At 70.9% G+C, this 17,207-nt stretch carries 16 protein-coding genes; 8 read left to right on the forward strand and 8 right to left on the reverse strand.

What is annotated here, in order from left to right:
* Window positions 1-38: 38 nt before the first annotated feature.
* Together ACY34M_RS34400 and ACY34M_RS34405 are read right to left on the reverse strand one after the other, a co-directional pair.
* Complete coding sequence (locus ACY34M_RS34400; protein ID WP_462723175.1) at window positions 39-1,445, reverse strand: GntT/GntP/DsdX family permease; 1,407 nt, start codon at window positions 1,443-1,445, stop codon at window positions 39-41.
* A gap of 49 nt (window positions 1,446-1,494) precedes the next feature.
* Window positions 1,495-2,019: a gluconokinase gene (locus ACY34M_RS34405; protein WP_462723174.1), complete on the reverse strand. Its 525-nt coding sequence runs from the start codon at window positions 2,017-2,019 to the stop codon at window positions 1,495-1,497.
* Window positions 2,020-2,143: 124 nt separating this feature from the next.
* Here ACY34M_RS34405 and ACY34M_RS34410 point away from each other — a divergent pair, with 124 nt between their 5' ends.
* On the forward strand, window positions 2,144-2,845 hold the full coding sequence (locus ACY34M_RS34410; protein WP_462723173.1) for a FadR/GntR family transcriptional regulator: 702 nt from the start codon (window positions 2,144-2,146) through the stop codon (window positions 2,843-2,845).
* A 42-nt stretch (window positions 2,846-2,887) separates the two neighbouring features.
* On the opposite strand, the gene ACY34M_RS34415 is transcribed toward ACY34M_RS34410, so the two are convergent.
* The 5 genes from ACY34M_RS34415 to ACY34M_RS34435 all read right to left on the reverse strand — a co-directional run bounded on the left by ACY34M_RS34415 (window position 2,888) and on the right by ACY34M_RS34435 (window position 8,017).
* The gene (locus ACY34M_RS34415) at window positions 2,888-4,660 is read right to left on the reverse strand and encodes a glycoside hydrolase family 3 protein (RefSeq protein ID WP_462723172.1); all 1,773 of its coding nucleotides are present in this window, start codon (window positions 4,658-4,660) and stop codon (window positions 2,888-2,890) included.
* A 32-nt stretch (window positions 4,661-4,692) separates the two neighbouring features.
* Window positions 4,693-5,970 (reverse strand): MFS transporter, encoded by a 1,278-nt coding sequence (locus tag ACY34M_RS34420; protein WP_462723171.1) that lies wholly within the window; start codon window positions 5,968-5,970, stop codon window positions 4,693-4,695.
* Window positions 5,971-6,031: 61 nt separating this feature from the next.
* Window positions 6,032-7,036, reverse strand: coding sequence for a LacI family DNA-binding transcriptional regulator (locus tag ACY34M_RS34425; protein WP_462723170.1), 1,005 nt, complete (start codon window positions 7,034-7,036; stop codon window positions 6,032-6,034).
* A 166-nt stretch (window positions 7,037-7,202) separates the two neighbouring features.
* Window positions 7,203-7,583 carry a YchJ family protein gene (locus ACY34M_RS34430; RefSeq protein ID WP_462723169.1) on the reverse strand — a complete coding sequence of 127 codons (381 nt, stop codon included), beginning with the start codon at window positions 7,581-7,583 and terminating at the stop codon, window positions 7,203-7,205.
* A gap of 17 nt (window positions 7,584-7,600) precedes the next feature.
* Window positions 7,601-8,017 (reverse strand): gamma-glutamyl-gamma-aminobutyrate hydrolase family protein, encoded by a 417-nt coding sequence (locus tag ACY34M_RS34435; RefSeq protein ID WP_462723168.1) that lies wholly within the window; start codon window positions 8,015-8,017, stop codon window positions 7,601-7,603.
* Between ACY34M_RS34435 and ACY34M_RS34440 the strand changes: the two genes are divergently transcribed.
* Complete coding sequence (locus ACY34M_RS34440) at window positions 7,997-8,347, forward strand: FCD domain-containing protein (RefSeq protein ID WP_462723167.1); 351 nt, start codon at window positions 7,997-7,999, stop codon at window positions 8,345-8,347. The genes ACY34M_RS34435 and ACY34M_RS34440 overlap by 21 nt on opposite strands.
* A gap of 12 nt (window positions 8,348-8,359) precedes the next feature.
* On the opposite strand, the gene ACY34M_RS34445 is transcribed toward ACY34M_RS34440, so the two are convergent.
* Window positions 8,360-9,289, reverse strand: a complete 930-nt coding sequence (locus tag ACY34M_RS34445; protein ID WP_462723166.1) for a helix-turn-helix domain-containing protein — start codon at window positions 9,287-9,289, stop codon at window positions 8,360-8,362.
* 183 nt (window positions 9,290-9,472) lie between these two features.
* Here ACY34M_RS34445 and tkt point away from each other — a divergent pair, with 183 nt between their 5' ends.
* The 6 genes from tkt to ACY34M_RS34475 all read left to right on the forward strand — a co-directional run.
* Window positions 9,473-11,581, forward strand: a complete 2,109-nt coding sequence (gene tkt, locus ACY34M_RS34450; RefSeq protein ID WP_462723165.1) for a transketolase — start codon at window positions 9,473-9,475, stop codon at window positions 11,579-11,581.
* Between the two features lie 44 nt (window positions 11,582-11,625).
* Window positions 11,626-12,747, forward strand: coding sequence for a transaldolase (tal, locus tag ACY34M_RS34455; RefSeq protein WP_462723164.1), 1,122 nt, complete (start codon window positions 11,626-11,628; stop codon window positions 12,745-12,747).
* A complete protein-coding gene (gene zwf, locus ACY34M_RS34460) occupies window positions 12,744-14,288 on the forward strand; it encodes a glucose-6-phosphate dehydrogenase (protein WP_462723163.1) in 1,545 nt (514 codons plus the stop codon). The genes tal and zwf overlap by 4 nt, the downstream gene beginning before the upstream one ends.
* A complete protein-coding gene (gene opcA / locus ACY34M_RS34465; RefSeq protein WP_462723162.1) occupies window positions 14,285-15,232 on the forward strand; it encodes a glucose-6-phosphate dehydrogenase assembly protein OpcA in 948 nt (315 codons plus the stop codon). Before zwf ends, opcA begins: the two co-directional genes overlap by 4 nt.
* On the forward strand, window positions 15,225-16,877 hold the full coding sequence (pgi, locus tag ACY34M_RS34470; protein ID WP_462723161.1) for a glucose-6-phosphate isomerase: 1,653 nt from the start codon (window positions 15,225-15,227) through the stop codon (window positions 16,875-16,877). Before opcA ends, pgi begins: the two co-directional genes overlap by 8 nt.
* 33 nt (window positions 16,878-16,910) lie before the next feature.
* Window positions 16,911-17,207: NAD(P)-binding domain-containing protein (locus ACY34M_RS34475; protein ID WP_462723160.1), on the forward strand; the 297-nt coding region annotated here is incomplete at its 3' end.

A 17,207-nucleotide genomic window follows, 5' to 3' on the forward strand; every position in this document is an offset into this window, starting at 1 on the left:
GACCGGTGGGGGCGCCCTCGTGCAAGGCCGTGCGGACGCTAGATCACCAGGGACAGCAGCAGCACCAGCGCACCCGCGACCACGGAGATGATCGTCTCCATGAGCGACCAGGTCTTCACGGTCTGGCCGACGCTGAGTCCGAAGTACTCCTTGACGAGCCAGAAGCCGGCGTCGTTGACGTGGCTGAAGAACAGCGAGCCCGCGCCGATCACGAGGACGAGCAGCGCCGTGTGCGTGTCGCTCATGTGGGCCGCGAGCGGTGCGACCAGACCGGCGGCGGAGACCGTGGCGACCGTCGCCGAACCCGTGGCGACGCGGATGACGACCGCGATGAGCCAGGCGAGCAGCAGCGTCGGCAGACCCCAGTCCTTGGAGATCTCCATGATCATCTCGCCGACGCCGGAGTCGACCAGGGTGCCCTTGAAGCCACCGCCCGCGCCCACGATGAGCAGCACGCCCGCGATCGGGCCGAGGGACTTCTCGGTGGTGGAAAGGATCCTGCCCTTGGTGAAGCCGGCCGGGCGGCCGAGGGTGAACATGCCGACGACGACGGCGACGAGCAGCGCGATCATCGGGTTGCCGACCACGTCGAACACGCGCTGGACGGTGGCGTCCGGGTTGTCCACGATGACGTCGACCAGGGCCTTGGACAGCATCATCACGACCGGCAGCAGGATCGTCGCGACGGCAGCGCCGAAGCTCGGACGCTTCTCCAGCTCGTCGGAGGCGCGCGCCGGGATCATCTTCTCGGGCGCCGGGACGTCGACCCACTTGGCCGCGTACTTCGAGAAGACCGGGCCCGCGATGACGACGGTCGGGATGGCGACGAGGATGCCGAGCGCGAGGGTGAGGCCGAGGTTGGCGTCGACCGCCTGGATCGCGACGAGCGGACCGGGGTGCGGCGGGATCAGGCCGTGCATGACCGACAGTCCGGCGAGGGCCGGGATGCCGATCCGCATCAGCGAGTAGTTGCCGCGCTTGGCGACCATCAGGACGACCGGGATCAGCAGCACGATGCCGACCTCGAAGAAGAGCGGCAGACCGATCACGGCCGCGATGAGCACCATGGCCCAGGGCATGGCCCTGCCGCCGGACTTGCCGGCCTTGGCGAGGATCGTGTCGACGATCTGGTCGGCGCCGCCGGAGTCGGCGAGCAGCTTGCCGAGGATCGCGCCGAGCGCGATGAGGACGCCGACACCGGCGACGGTGTCACCGAGTCCGGCGCTGAAGCTCTCGATCACCTTGTCCAGCGGCGCACCGGCGAACGCGCCGAGCGCGAGCGAGCCGATGGTCAGCGCCAGGAAGGCGTGCATCTTGAACTTGGTGATGAGCAGGACGATGACGGCGATGCCCGCGAGCACGGCGATCCCGAGCTGGGCATGGCCCGCGGACGTGATCGGCTCGACGGTGTCCGCTGCCAGCATCTCGACGCTGAGTCTGGTCACGGTCTTATCCCTTGTACGAGTGGGGGGACGGGGTCAGTGGGGGGAGGCGCTACTTGGCCGGGGCGCCGGAGTCGAGGTCGGCCAGGGCCGCTGCGGCCCGGTCGGCGATCTCCTCGGGCGTCCCAGCGACATCGACGGCCACGCCCGCCTCGTCCGCCGCGAGCGGCTGGAGCGTGGCGAACTGCGAATCGAGCAGCGAGGTGGGCATGAAGTGCCCCTCGCGATGGCCCATCCGGTCCTCGATCAGCTCGCGCGAGCCGGTGAGGTGGACGAAGACGGCGCCCGGTGCCTCGGCCCGCAGCCGGTCGCGGTAGCTGCGCTTGAGGGCGGAACTGGAGACGACCCCGCCGATCCCCGCACGGCTGTGCGCCCACCGGCCGATGGCATCCAGCCAGGGCCAGCGGTCGTCGTCCGTCAGGGGGGTGCCGGCCGACATCTTCGCGATGTTGGCCTCGGGGTGGAAGTCGTCGCCCTCGGCGTAGGGAACGCCGAGTCGTTCGGCGAGCAGGGGACCGATCGTTGTCTTGCCGGTTCCTGCCACGCCCATCACCACGACGACGTGGGGGGTGCTCATCGGGTACTGCCTCGCTGTCTTCGTCGACATCGCTGTGTCACCACACTGAAACCCAATAGGTCTGACTAATTCAAGTGGCTGTGACATAAAAGTCAGACCATTGACTCGGGGCTAGGGTATTCCCATGACCACACAGGGCCAGGGCCTGCATGCCCGCGTACTGGAGAGCCTCGGTCCTGCGATCACCGCGGGCGAGTACCCGGCGGGCAGTGTGCTGCGCACCGACGAGCTGGCCCAGCGCTTCGAGGTGTCGCGCTCGGTCATGCGTGAAGCGGTGCGGGTCCTGGAGTCGATGCATCTCGTGGCCTCCCGACGACGGGTCGGTGTGACCGTACGGCCTGCGGAGGAGTGGAACGTCTACGACCCGCAGGTGATCCGCTGGCGTCTTGCCGGCGCCGACCGGCCGCGCCAGCTGCGCTCGCTCACGGTGCTCCGTTCGGCGGTCGAGCCGGTCGCCGCGGGCCTGGCCGCACGGCACGCGAGCGCCGAACAGGCGGCGGCGCTGACCGAGTGCGCGCTCGGCATGGTGGCGACGTCACGGGGGCAGCAGCTGGAGGCGTACCTCCGCCACGACATCGAGTTCCACCGGATCGTGCTGACCGCGTCGGGCAACGAGATGTTCGCGCACCTCGGCGACCTGGTCGCGGAGGTCCTCGCGGGCCGCACCCACCACCAGGTCATGTTCGAGGACCCGGACCCGGCGGCGGTCACCCTCCACGTCGACGTCGCGGAGGCGGTACGCGCGCGCAACGCGGAGCGCGCCGAGGAGTTGACGCGCGAGATCGCGGTCGGAGCCCTCCAGGAACTGGACATCCTGGCGCCCTGACCGCGACCCGGTGGTGCGCGGAGCCTTCCGGCTCGGTCCGGCTCAGTACGTCAGGTGGTGCCCGAAGCGGTAGAGCGGCGAGCGGGTGTCGAACGGCACGTCCTCGCGGCTCTCCTCGACCGCCTTCATCGACGACGGCAGGTCGAACGGCAGCCGCCCCTGCGGCGCGCAGGCCCCGAAGACCAGATCGAGCAGGGCGTCGTCCTCGGCCCCGAAGTCGGCCACGACGGCCGTCGCCGCGTCGCCGATCTCCGTGAGCACGGCCGGCCGCTCCAGATAGACCAGCACGACCGTCGGCACCCGCGCCGCGAGTGCGCGCACATGCCGCACCACGTCCTCCGGGAAGTCGAGCGAGCCGCCGTGGAACCACTCGCTGAGGGCCGTGCCCCGGTTCTCGTACGGGGCGCACAGCCGCACCACGGCGACCTCCGCGTCCGCGACGTCGTCCACCAACTCCGCCCGCGCGCCCACCGGTTCGGGGCCGAGACCCTCCGCGTACACGCGCAGGCCCGTGCCCTCGGACAGCGGCAGCAGCGCGTCGGTGTTCTTCACCAGGACCAGGGAGCGGCGCTGCGCCGCCCGCCCCGCCTCGCGCAGCGGCGCCGAACCGACCGTCTCCGCCGCCGCGTCGGCGTCGACCCGGCGCTGCTCGAACAGCCCGAGCCGGAACTTCTCGCGCAGGATCCGACGGACCGACGTGTCGATGCGCTCCTGCGACACGACGCCGTCCGCCACGAGTTCGAGGACGAGGTCCGTGCAGTCGTCGCCGCCGAACTGGTCGACGCCGGCGTCCAGGGCGCGGGCGATCCGCTGCGCCGGGGTCAGCTGCTCCAGGCCGTAGGCGTGCGCCTCGAAGACGTCGCCGGAGAGCATGGTCGACTCGATGACGTTCCAGTCCGTGCAGACGATCCCGTCGAAGCCGTAGTGGCCGCGCAACAGGTCGGTCACCACCGGCTTGTTGAACGCGAAGCCGACCTCCTCCCAGCCCGGCACCGCCAGCGGCATCCCGTAGTACGTCATGACCTGCGTCGCCCCGGCGCGGAACGCGGCGTCGAACGGCAGTTGGTGCAGCCGGGCCAGGCCGCCCGGATACACCTGCTCGCGGTGCGCCGGGTCGTGCGCGTCCTCGCCGCCCAACTGCGGCCCGCCGCCGGGGAAGTGCTTGACCATCGCCGCGACGGAGCGGGGGCCGAGCTCCTCGCCGCCGCGCAGGCCCCGGATGAACGCCGCCGTCAGGTTGGCGACCGTGACCGGGTCCTCGCCGAACGTGCCGTACCCGCGCGACCAGCGCGGATCGGTGAACAGGTCGGCCATCGGCCCGAGCGCGACCCGGATGCCGAGCGCGGTGTACTCGCGCCGCACCACCTCCCCGTACTCCTCGGCGAGCCGTATGTCGCCGGTCGCGCCGATGCCGGTGTGCTCGGGCCAGCGTGACATCCGCTCGATGGCCTGCCCCGCGGCCGGGCTGGAGAACATGCCGTGCCGCGGGTCCGTGGAGACCGTGACGGGGATGCCGAGCCGGGTGTCGGCGGCCAGCTCCTGCAGTCGGTTGTGCCAGAGCGCGATCTCGTACGGGTCGGTGCCGTTGAGCAGGTTGAAGTGGGTGATGTGGCGGCCGACGACCAGCTCGTGCGCGGTGCGCACCCCGTTGGCGGCGTCCGGCTCGGCGAGCAACTGCCCGCCGGGTGCAAGGGTGTTGGCGGTGTGGAAGAGCTGCCCTGCCTTCTCCTGCGGTGTCATCCGGGAGAGCAGGTCCTCGACGCGTCGCTCGACGGGCAGTTCGGGGTTCAGATAGGGGAGGGCGGTGCGGTTCATGACGGAACTTCCTTGGGTGGAGCGGTCGTTGCTCAGCTGCGCTTGACGGGCAGCACGGCCGGGATCGCGAGGAGCGCGGCGAGCAGACCGAAGACGAACAGGGCCGGGTAGTTGTCCCCGCCCCCGAGCGCGAGCAGCGACGGAGCGATCAGCGTGATCAGCGAGTACGGCAGCGTGGCGGCGATGTTCATCACGCCGAGGTCCTTGGCCGCGTTGTTCGGATCGGGCAGCACATCGGCGGGCAGCGCGATGTCGACGGCGAAGTACACGCCCATGCCGACCCCGACGAGCGCCTGCGCGACCAGGAACCCGGTCACCGACGTGGCCAGTGCCATCACGCCCATCGAGGCGGCGAGCAGCACGGCGGCCGCGTACACGATCGGCTTGCGGCGGCCGATCCGGTCCGAGATCCGGCCCGCGGGCACCGTCGCGATCAGGATGAAGATGTTGGCGACCAGGCTGCCCAGGAACACGTAGTGCGTGACGGCGTCCGCGTTCTGGCCGAGATAGTCGGAGAGGTAGTACGCCATGTACGTGGTGACGGTGGCGTACGAGGTCCACATCAGAAAGCGGCTCAGCCAGGCCCAGCCGAAGCTCGGGAAGCGCACCGGGTTGGTCCACAGGAAGGCGATCAGCTGCCGGGCGGTGAGCGGCGGCACCTGCTCCCTGCTGACGCGGCGGTCCCTTCCGTACAGCAGGAACGGGACGACGAGCGCGGCGCCGACGAGCGCGGGGACCAGCATCAGCGCGACGGTGGAGGCGTTGAGGGAGTCCACCAGGAAGGTGCCGCCGAGCGTCGCGAGCGGGTTGGCGAGGGCGAGTACGGCGGAGGCGAAGCCCATCTGCCGCTCGGGCACCTGGTCGGCGAGGGCGCCGTAGATGGCCGCCACCAGCGCGTTGTAGAAGCACTGCGCCAGACACCAGCCGACGACGATCTCCCAGGTGCTGTTCGCGTAGGCGATCACCACGATGCCCACGAAGCCGCCGGCCGTGCCGATCACCATCCAGGGGCGGCGGGCGCCGAACCGGGACGTGGTGCGGTCGGAGAGCAGGCCGAACAGCGGGTTGGCGACGAGCGCGACGAGGGCGCCGACGCCGAGCGCGAGCGAGAGGGCGCCGACCTTGCCGGCCGCGTCCATCCGCTCGACCTTGAGCGCGACGGAGACCAGCGACGGCACCAGGACGCCCATCCAGGCGCCGAGCAGCGCCAGGAAGTGGACGAGGACGAAGGTGCCGGGGACGCGCTCGCGGGCGTCGCCCCCGGGCGGTGCGGGGGCAGCGCCGGGAGTGGCGCTGCTGGGGGCGGACATGGTCACAACTCTCCTTCGAGTCATGCGGACTGCCGGGGCGTGCGGGCCGCCGGGGCAGGGGCTACTGGTTCTCGTGGCTGCCGCAGGAGTCGCGGATCACGAGTTCGGTGGGAACGGTGAAGTGGGCCGGGGGGCGGCCGTGCTCGATCGAGTCGAGCAGCATCCGTACCGCGGCGGCGCCCATCTCCCGGAACGGCTGCCGCACCGTGGTGAGCGGCGGCTGCATGACGCGGGCGATGGGGGAGTCGTCGAACCCGATGACGGCGACGTCCTCGGGCACCCGGTGACCGCTGGTGTGCAGGGCGTTGAGCGCCGAGAAGGCGATCTCGTCCCAGGCGACGGCCAGCCCGTCCGGGTCGGTGCCGAGCAGTTCGGTGATCTCGTCGGCGGTCGGCTCGCGGTCGGCCGGCAGCAGCGTCAGGTCCGGGTCGTAGTCGATGCCGCCCTCGCGCAGGGCGTCGAGGTATCCCTCGAAGCGCTCCTGGGCGAAGGCGTCGTTCAGCTGCCCGCCGACGAACGCGATCCGGCGCCGCCCGTGCCGCACCAGGTGCAGCACCGCCTCACGGAAACCGGCGCGGTTGGTGCTCTCCACGTACGGCAGGTCGAGGCGGTGTCCGCGGTCGTCGATGACCACGGAGGGCATGCTGGTCTGCGCGATGGCGCCGATGTGCCGGGGCGTGCCCTCGGGCATCAGCAGGATGAGACCGTCCACGGGCAGTGTCGGCAGCGTCCGCGTGACGAACTCGCGCTCGGCGCGCTCGCCCGGCTGCAGCGGGTGGACCATCAGGTGCAGTCCGCGCCGCGCGGACTCCTCGGCGATCCCGTACTGGATGTCCGAGTAGCCCCACCACTGCTGGAGCGGCATGAGCAGCCCGAGCGTGTCGTGCCTGCCGGTGCGCAGGGAGCGGGCGCTGGTGCTCGGGGCGTACCCGAGGTCGGCGGCGATCCGCTCGATCCGCTCGCGGGTCTCGGCGCCGACGTCCGGGTGCCCGTTCAGCGCGCGGGAGACGGTCGGCTTGCTGACGCCGGCTTCCCTGGCGATGTCCGCGATGGTCACGCGGGGCATGGGGCCTCACCTGGTTCGTAGGTCGGGTTCCGGACGGTTCCGAAACAGTTCCGCAATCGATTGCGGAACAATTCCGAAAGTAACCCCGGTGGGTCTCGGGACGCAAGGGCCGAGAGCCTGCCGGGGTTACTGGAGGGGGTGCGGGGGAGTCGCGGAGGGGCCGGGCCTACTCGACGAAGTCCCCGTCGACGTACACCCACGCCCCGGCCACGCGGGAGAAGCGGCTTCGCTCGTGCAGGACGCCGCCCTGGTAGTGGGCGCGGAAGGTGACGGTGCCGTGCTGGTGGAACGCGGAGCCGTCCGTCGTGTCCACGATCTCCAGGCCGGTCCACCGCGGCGCGTCGGCGAAGTCGATGCCGGGCGGGCGGGTGTCCGGGTGCCAGGTCCGCAGCAGGTACGCGCCGTCGCGCCGGACGAACGCGGCGTACCGGGAGCGCATCAGGGCCTCGGCGGAGGGGGCGGCGGCGCTGCCGGAGTGGTAGCGGCCGCAGCATTCCGCGTACGAGGCGGGCAGTCCGCAGGGGCAGGAGGGGGTGGCGCGTGACATGCAGTCATTGTGACGGATCAGGTGCCGAGCCCCGCGGCGGAACTGCCGAGCCCCGCGCCGGAGCGGGAGCGGCCGTGTGCGGCCGCCCGGCGAAGCGCCTCGAACAGCGGGGCCCGCAGGGCCGGTTCGGGAATCTCCGCCTCGGGGTACCACTGCACGGCCACCACCCAGCCGTCCTCGGCGTCGACGGATTCGAGCCCCTCCACGCAGCCGTCGGCCGCCCGCGCCGTGACCCGCAGCCCCGCGCCGACCCGGTCCACCGCCTGGTGGTGCCCCGAGGCGATCGGCAGCACGTCCTGGCCGTAGGCCCGCGCGCACCGGCTGTCCGGTTCCAGGGCGACGTCGTGGAGCGCCCACTGCGCGCCGCTCGCCGCGGACGCGTCGTGCACGACGGTGCCGGGCGCGAGGTCGACGTGCAGGGTGCCGCCGCGCACGCGCTCCTGCGTGAACTGTCGGACCGCACCCACGAGTTGCTGGCCGACGCGGACGCCTACCGCACCGCCGACGCCGCGTTCCACCTGTGCATCGCCGAACTCTCCGGTTCCCGGCGGCTGTTGGAGGCCGAGCAGGGCATCCAGGACGAGCTGACCCGGATCATCTCCACCCACCCCGGCGGCTCCGAGGCCCGCTCCACCCCCGGCGAGCTGCACGATCCGCTGACCCGCGCGATCGTCGCGGGCGACGCGGGGCGGGCCCGCGAGGAGCTGCGGATCCACGCGCGGGCCACGGCGGACATGTGCCTGATCTTCGCCGCGGAGGCGTAGCCGGCCGGGCGCTCACACCTGTTCCGAGCGGAATGCCGCCGGTGTCGACCCCGTGTGCTGCTGGAAGAACTTCGAGAAGTTGGCCGAGTCCGCGAAGCCGACCGCGACGCCGATCCGCCCCACCGGCAGCTCCGTGTGCGCGAGCAGCCGCTTGGCCTCCAGGATCACGCGCCGGTCGATGAAGGCCTTCGGGGTGAGGCCCGTCGCGGCGCGCACCGCGCGGACCAGCGTGCGGCGCGAGTAGCCGAGTTCGTCGGCGTACGCGCTGACGCTGTGGTTGGACGTGAAGCCCTGCTCGACCGCCGTGCGGAACCGGGTGAAGGTCGTGTCCTGCTGCGGCGTCCCGTCGTCCTCCGCCGCGGCCTGCGCCGACACATGTGCCACACGCAGCATCAGGGCCGTCAGGGTGTGCCGCAGCACCGCGGTGTGCAGGCTCAGCGGGAGCGTCGTCGTGTCCAGGTACTCGCGGCGCAGCTGGGCCAGCGCGGCGTCGAGCGCGGCGAGCTGGTCCGGGTCGGGGTGGAGCAGCGGCGGGCGGTCGTAGCGGTAGAGGCCGGTCGCCTCGACGATCGCGCGGGGCAGGAAGCCCGGCTGCATGGTCAGCGCCGTGCCGACGTAGGTGTCCTCGGTCGAGAAGCCGTGCACCTGCCCCGGCCGGATCCACAGGATGTCCCCGGCGCCCACCTCGTACTCGGTGAAGTCGATCATGTGGCGGACGGGGCCCTCGCGGAAGAAGAGCAGGAGGTGGAAGTCGATGCGGTGCACGCGCCGCGAGAGGCCGACGCCACCCGCCCACGGACCCTCCGAACCCATCGGTCCGACCTGGATCCCGACGCCGGACAGGCTCGCGCCCGGGTCGAACGGATAGGTGCGGATGTGCGCTCGATTTTCAGTGGGCGCCCGCAGATGTGCGCTCGTCTGTGAGGGGTCCTGCTCCGTCATTCACTTTCCTTGGCTCGGGCCTGGGTGCGTGTCCCATTTTCACCGAACGCTGGCACGGGGGCACCTGTCGAGCCAAAAGTATGACCTTTACATTCGTAGGTGGTTCGACCTGGGACTTTGGTCCCGGTCGGGCGGTGTCTTTCGACACCTCGCAGGACAACGGATGTGAAGGAAGCTGGACAGATGAGCACGCAGACACCGGACGGACTCGCCACCCCTGAGGGCGCCGACGCGAAGCCCTTCGAGTGGACCGAACGCGACCAGCGTGCCGTCGACACCGCGCGCCTGCTGGCCGCGGACGCGGTGCAGAAGGTCGGCAACGGACACCCCGGCACCGCCATGAGCCTGGCCCCGGCCGCGTACACGATCTTCCAGAAGGCCATGCGGCACGACCCGGCCGACCCGGAGTGGACCGGCCGCGACCGCTTCGTCCTCTCGCCCGGCCACACCAGCCTCACCCTCTACACCCAGCTCTTCCTCTCCGGCTACGAGCTGGAGCTGGACGACCTGAAGGCGTTCCGCACGCAGGGTTCGAAGACGCCGGGCCACCCCGAGTACGGCCACACCGCCGGTGTCGAGACCACGACCGGTCCGCTCGGCCAGGGTGTCGCCAACGCCGTGGGCATGGCGATGGCCGCCCGCTACGAGCGCGGCCTGTTCGACCCGGAGGCCCCCGAGGGCGAGAGCCCCTTCGACCACACCATCTGGGCGATCGTCTCCGACGGCGACCTGGAGGAGGGCGTCTCCGCCGAGGCCTCGTCCCTCGCCGGCCACCAGAAGCTCGGCAACCTCGTCTTCGTCTACGACGACAACCACATCTCCATCGAGGGCGACACCGCGACCGCCTTCTCCGAGGACGTCCTGAAGCGCTACGAGGCGTACGGCTGGCACGTCCAGCGCATCGCGCCCACCGCCGAGGGCGACGTCGACCCGAAGGCCCTGTACGAGGCGCTCGCCGCCGCCAAGGCCGTCACCGACAAGCCGTCGATCATCGCCATGCGCACGATCATCGCCTGGCCCGCCCCGACCAAGCAGAACACCGAGGGCTCGCACGGCTCCGCGCTCGGCGACGAGGAGATCGCCGCCACCAAGCGCGTCCTCGGCTTCGACCCGGAGCAGTCCTTCATCGTCGAGGACGAGGTCATCGCCCACACCCGTGGCGCCCTCGACCGCGGCGCCGAGGCGCACGCCGCCTGGGACAAGAAGCTCGCCGAGTGGCGGAACGCCAACCCCGAGCGCTCCGCGACCCTCGATCGCGTGCTCGCGGGACGCCTCCCCGAGGGCTGGGAGGACGCCCTGCCGTCCTTCGAGACCGGCACGAAGGTCGCCACGCGCGCCGCCTCCGGCAAGGTCCTCCAGGCGCTCGGCCCGGTCGTCCCCGAGCTGTGGGGCGGCTCCGCCGACCTCGCGGGCTCCAACAACACGACCATCGACAAGGCCAGCTCCTTCCTCCCGAAGGGCAACCCGCTCGCCGAGGCCGACCCGTACGGCCGCACCGTGCACTTCGGCATCCGCGAGTTCTCGATGGCCGCCGAGATGAACGGCATCGCGCTGCACGGCAACACCCGCATCTACGGCGGCACCTTCCTGGTGTTCTCCGACTACATGCGCAACGCCGTCCGCATGTCGGCCCTCATGCAGCTCCCGGTCACCTACGTCTGGACCCACGACTCCATCGGCCTCGGCGAGGACGGCCCGACCCACCAGCCGGTCGAGCACCTGGCCGCGCTGCGCGCCATCCCCGGCCTGAACGTCGTCCGCCCGGCCGACGCCAACGAGACCGCCATCGCCTGGCGCGAGATCCTCAAGCGCGGCACCGACAAGCCGGCCCCGCACGGCCTCGCGCTCTCCCGTCAGGGCCTGCCGACCTACGAGGCCAACGACGACGCCGCCAAGGGCGGTTACGTCCTGGTCGAGGCGTCCAAGGAGACCCCGGACGTCGTCCTGATCGCCACCGGCTCCGAGGTCCAGCTCGCCGTCGCCGCCCGCGAGCAGCTGGAGGCCGAGGGCATCGCGACCCGCGTCGTGTCGATGCCGTCCGTCGAGTGGTTCGAGGAGCAGGACGCCGACTACCGCGCGTCCGTCCTGCCGCCGTCCGTGAAGGCCCGCGTGGCGGTCGAGGCCGGCATCGGTCTGACCTGGTACCGCTACGTCGGTGACGCCGGACGCATCGTCTCCCTTGAGCACTTCGGTGCCTCCGCCGACGCCGGAACCCTCTTCGCCGAGTTCGGCTTCACCGCCGAGAACGTCGCCGCGAAGGCTCGCGAGTCCCTCGCCGCCGCCCGCGCCTGACCCTTCCGTAGAAACAGCACGCCCGAAAGAAGATGAAGCAGAACATGAGCAACGCCGTCGCACCCCTCAAGTCGCTGTCCGACGAAGGCGTTTCCATCTGGCTGGACGACCTGTCCCGCACCCGCATCGAGTCCGGCAACCTCGCCGAGCTCATGGCGGACAGCCACGTCGTGGGCGTCACCACGAACCCCTCGATCTTCCAGGCCGCCATCGGCAAGGGCGAGGGCTACGAGGAGCAGCTCGCCGACCTGGCCGTCCGCAAGGTCACCGTCGACGAGGCCGTCCGCATGATGACCACGCAGGACGTGCGCGCCGCCGCCGACATCCTGCGCCCGGTGTACGACGCCACGCAGGGCCGTGACGGCCGCGTCTCCATCGAGGTCGACCCGCGCCTGGCCCACAACACCGAGGCCACCATCGCCGAGGCCAAGCAGCTGGCCTGGCTCGTGGACCGCCCCAACGTGATGATCAAGATCCCGGCGACCCTCGCGGGCCTCCCGGCGATCACCGAGGTCATCGGCCTCGGCATCTCGGTCAACGTCACGCTGATCTTCTCCCTCGACCGCTACAAGGCCGTCATGGACGCCTACCTGGCCGGCCTGGAGAAGGCCCACGAGCGCGGCATCGACCTCTCCTCGATCCACTCGGTCGCCTCCTTCTTCGTCTCCCGCGTCGACGCCGAGATCGACAAGCGCCTCGACAAGATCGGCACCGACGAGGCGGCCTCGGCGAAGGGCAAGGCCGCGCTGGCCAACGCCCGCCTGGCCTACGAGGCCTTCGAGCAGGCCTTCGCCGTTGAGCGCGCCACCAAGCTGGAGGCCGCCGGCGCCAACAAGCAGCGCCCGCTGTGGGCCTCCACCGGCGTCAAGGACCCCGCGTACAAGGACACCCTGTACGTCGACGAGCTGGTCGCGCCCGGCACCGTCAACACGATGCCCGAGGGCACCCTGAAGGCCACCGCCGACCACGGCGAGATCACCGGCGACACCATCACCGGCCGCTACGAGCAGGCCCGCGCCGAACTCAAGGCCGTCGACGCGCTCGGCATCTCGCTCGACGAGGTCACCCAGCAGCTCGAGGACGAGGCCGTCGCCAAGTTCGAGATCGCCTGGAACGACCTGCTCTCCACCGTCTCCTCGCGCCTGACGGAGGCTGAGTCCAAGTGAGCTCGTCCTCTTCGGAGACCGCTTGGCAGAACCCGCTGAGGGACGCCCGCGACCGCCGTCTGCCGCGCGTCGCGGGCCCCTCCGGGCTCGTCATCTTCGGCGTCACGGGCGACCTGTCCCGCAAGAAGCTGATGCCGGCCGTGTACGACCTCGCCAACCGCGGCCTGCTGCCGCCGGGCTTCTCGCTCCTCGGCTTCGCCCGCCGCGAGTGGGAGGACCAGGACTTCGCGCAGGTCGTCCACGACTCGGTCAAGGAGCACGCCCGCACCCCCTTCCGCGAGGAGGTCTGGCAGCAGCTCGCCGAGGGCATGCGCTTCATCCCCGGCGACTTCGACGACGACACCGCGTTCGCGCAACTGCGCAGCGCCGTCGACGAGCTGGACGAGAAGCGCGGCACCAGCGGCAACTACGCGTTCTACCTCTCCGTACCGCCGAAGTTCTTCCCCAAGGTCGTGCAGCAGCTCAAGAAGCACGGCCTCGCGGACGCGGCCGAGGGCTCCTGGCGGCGCGCCGTCATCGAGAAGCCGTTCGGCCACGACAGCGAGTCGGCACGTGAGCTGAACCGAATCGTGCACGACGTGTTCTCGCCCGAGCAGGTCTTCCGCATCGACCACTACCTCGGCAAGGAGACCGTCCAGAACATCCTGGCGCTCCGCTTCGCCAACCAGATGTACGAGCCCATCTGGAACCGGTCCTACGTCGACCACGTGCAGATCACGATGGCCGAGGACATCGGCATCGGTGGCCGCGCCGGCTACTACGACGGCATCGGCGCCGCCCGCGACGTCATCCAGAACCACCTGCTCCAGCTGCTCGCCCTCACGGCGATGGAGGAGCCGGCCGCGTTCGACGCCGAGTCGCTGGTCAACGAGAAGCTCAAGGTCCTCAAGTCCGTGCAGCTCCCCGCCGACCTGGAGAAGTCCACGGTCCGCGCGCAGTACGCGCCGGGCTGGCAGGGCGGCGAGAAGGTCCGCGGCTACCTCCAGGAAGACGGCATCGACCGCGCGTCGAAGACCGACACCTACGCCGCCGTGAAGCTGGGCATCGACAACCGCCGCTGGGCGGGCGTCCCGTTCTACCTGCGCACCGGCAAGCGCCTCGGCCGCCGCGTCACCGAGATCGCGGTCGTCTTCCAGCGCGCCCCGCACTCCCCGTTCGACCACACCGCGACCGAGGAACTCGGCCAGAATGCCGTCGTCATCCGCGTTCAGCCGGACGAGGGCATGACGGTGCGCTTCGGATCCAAGGTGCCGGGTACGTCGATGGAGATCCGCGACGTGTCCATGGACTTCGCTTACGGCGAGTCGTTCACCGAGTCCAGCCCGGAAGCGTACGAGCGGCTGATCCTGGACGTGTTGCTGGGCGACGCCAACCTCTTCCCCCGTACGGAAGAGGTCGAGGAGTCCTGGCGCATCCTCGACCCCATCGAGGAGCACTGGGACAAGACTGGCAGGCCCGCCCAGTACGCCTCGGGCAGCTGGGGCCCGAAGGAAGCGGACGAGATGCTCGCACGAGACGGACGGAGCTGGCGAAGGCCATGAGGATCGACCTCACCGACACCACGGCAAGCAAGGTCAACAAGGCGCTCGTCGAAGGACGCCGGGCCATCGGGACGCCCGCCGTGGGCATGGTCCTGACGATGGTCATCGTCACGGACGAGGAGAACGCGTACGACGCGACGAAGGCCGCCCAGGAGGCGTCCCGCGAGCACCCCTCGCGCACCCTCGTCGTCATTCGGCGCACCAAGCGCCTGCCCCGCGACCGCCACGGCAACCGGCTCGACGCCGAGGTCCGGGTCGGCTCCGAGGCCGGCACCGGCGAGACGGTGATCCTGCGCCTGTACGGCGAGACCGGCCAGCACGCCGACTCCGTCGTCCTGCCGCTGCTGCTGCCCGACGCCCCGGTCGTCGTGTGGTGGCCGGTCGACGCCCCCGACGAGCCCGCCAAGGACCCGCTCGGCGCGCTCGCCGCCCGCCGCATCACCGACCTGTACGCCGACGAGGACGCGCTCGCCGCCCTCGACCGGCGCGCCGCGCACTACGCCCCCGGCGACACCGACCTGGCCTGGACCCGGCTCACCCCGTGGCGCTCCATGCTGGCCGCCGCCCTCGACCAGGCCCGCACCGACGTCGTCTCCGCCGCCGTCGAGTCCGAGGCCGGCAACCCCAGCGCCGAACTGCTCGCGCGCTGGCTCGGCGCCCGGCTCGGCGTCCCGGTCGAGCGCGTCACCACGGACGGCCCCGTCGTCACCGCGGTCCGCCTCGGCACGCCGAGCGGCGAGATCCGCATCGACCGCCCCGAGGGACCGCTCGCCAAGCTGACCCTCCCCGGCCAGCCCGAGCGCACCCTGGCCCTCAAGGTCCGCTCCACCGCCGAGCTGATCGCGGAGGAGCTGCGCCGCCTCGACGCCGACGAGATGTACGCCGTGGCCCTGCAGGCAGCCGCCCACGGCAAAGTCACCAAGGAGTCCGTTCAACATGCCTGACAGCAACCCCCTCCTCACCCGTCGCCCGCAGTGGACGGCCCTGGAGGACCACCGCGCCAAGTTCAACGGCACGCACCTGCGCGAGCTGTTCGCGAAGGACCCGGCGCGCGCCGAGCGCTACACGCTCGACGTCGGCGATCTGCACATCGACTACTCCAAGCACCTGATCACGGACGAGACCCTCGCCCTGCTCCAGGAACTGGCCACCGCCACCGACGTGTTCGGGCAGCGCGACGCCATGTTCCGCGGCGAGAAGATCAACACGACCGAGGACCGCGCCGTGCTGCACACCGCGCTGCGCGCCCCGGCCGACGCCGTGGTCGAGGTCGACGGCGAGAACGTCGTGCCGAAGGTGCACGCCGTCCTCGACAAGATGGCCGTCTTCGCCGACCGGATCCGCACGGGCGAGTGGACCGGCCACACCGGCAAGCGCATCAAGAACGTCGTCAACGTCGGCATCGGCGGCTCGGACCTCGGCCCGGCCATGGCGTACGAGGCCCTGCGCCCGTTCACCGCCCGCGACCTGACGTTCCGCTTCGTCTCGAACGTCGACGGCGCCGACCTGCACGAGGCCGTCCGCGACCTCGACCCGGCCGAGACGCTGTTCGTCATCGCCTCGAAGACGTTCACGACGATCGAGACGATCACCAACGCCAAGGCCGCGCGCTCCTGGCTGCTGGCCTCCCTCGGTGACGAGTCGGCGGTCGCCAAGCACTTCGTCGCCCTGTCGACGAACGCCGAGAAGGTCTCCGAGTTCGGCATCGACACGGCCAACATGTTCGAGTTCTGGGACTGGGTCGGCGGCCGCTACTCCTTCGACTCCGCCATCGGCCTCTCGCTGATGATCGCGATCGGCCCGGACCACTTCCGCGAGCTGCTCGACGGCTTCCGCCTGGTCGACGACCACTTCCGCACAGCCCCCGCCGAGGCCAACGCGCCGCTGCTGCTCGGCCTGCTCGGCGTCTGGTACGGCAACTTCCACGGCGCCCAGTCGCACGCGGTGCTCCCGTACAGCCACTACCTCTCCAAGTTCACGGCGTACCTCCAGCAGCTCGACATGGAGTCCAACGGCAAGTCCGTGGACCGCCAGGGCCGCCGCGTGGAGTGGCAGACGGGCCCGGTCGTCTGGGGCACCCCCGGCACCAACGGGCAGCACGCCTACTACCAGCTCATCCACCAGGGCACGAAGCTGATCCCGGCGGACTTCATCGGCTTCGCGAACCCGGTCGACGAGCTGTCCGACGGACTCAAGGGCCAGCACGACCTGCTGATGGCCAACCTGTTCGCGCAGGGCCAGGCGCTCGCCTTCGGCAAGACGCCGGAGGAGGTGCGCGCCGAGGGCGTCGCCGAGGAACTCGTGCCGCACAAGACGTTCAAGGGCAACCACCCGACGACGACGATCCTGGCGCGCGAGCTGACCCCCTCGGTCCTCGGCCAGCTGATCGCCCTCTACGAGCAGAAGGTGTTCGTCCAGGGCGCCGTCTGGAACATCGACTCCTTCGACCAGTGGGGCGTCGAGCTCGGCAAGGTCCTCGCCAAGCGCGTGGAGCCCGCCCTCACCGAGGGCGCCGAGGTCCCCGGCCTCGACGCGTCCACCCAGTCCCTGGTCGACACGTACCGCGCCCTGCGCGGCCGTACCGCCTGACGTATCAAGATCCACGAAGGTAAGTGAACTGACATGCAGCTTGGACTCATCGGCCTCGGCAAGATGGGCGGCAACATGCGCGAGCGCATCCGCCGCGCAGGCCACACCGTCATCGGCTACGACCGCAACCCCGAGGTCTCCGACGTCGCCTCCCTCCAGGAGCTCGTCGAGAAGCTCGAAGGCCCCCGCGTGGTGTGGGTGATGGTCCCGGCCGGCGCCGCGACCCAGTCCACCGTCGACGAGCTCGGCGCACTGCTCTCCGCGGGCGACATCGTCGTCGACGGCGGCAACTCGCGTTGGACGGACGACGAGAAGCACGCCGAGGAGCTC

This window comes from Streptomyces sp. EDA2-14, assembly GCF_054963755.1.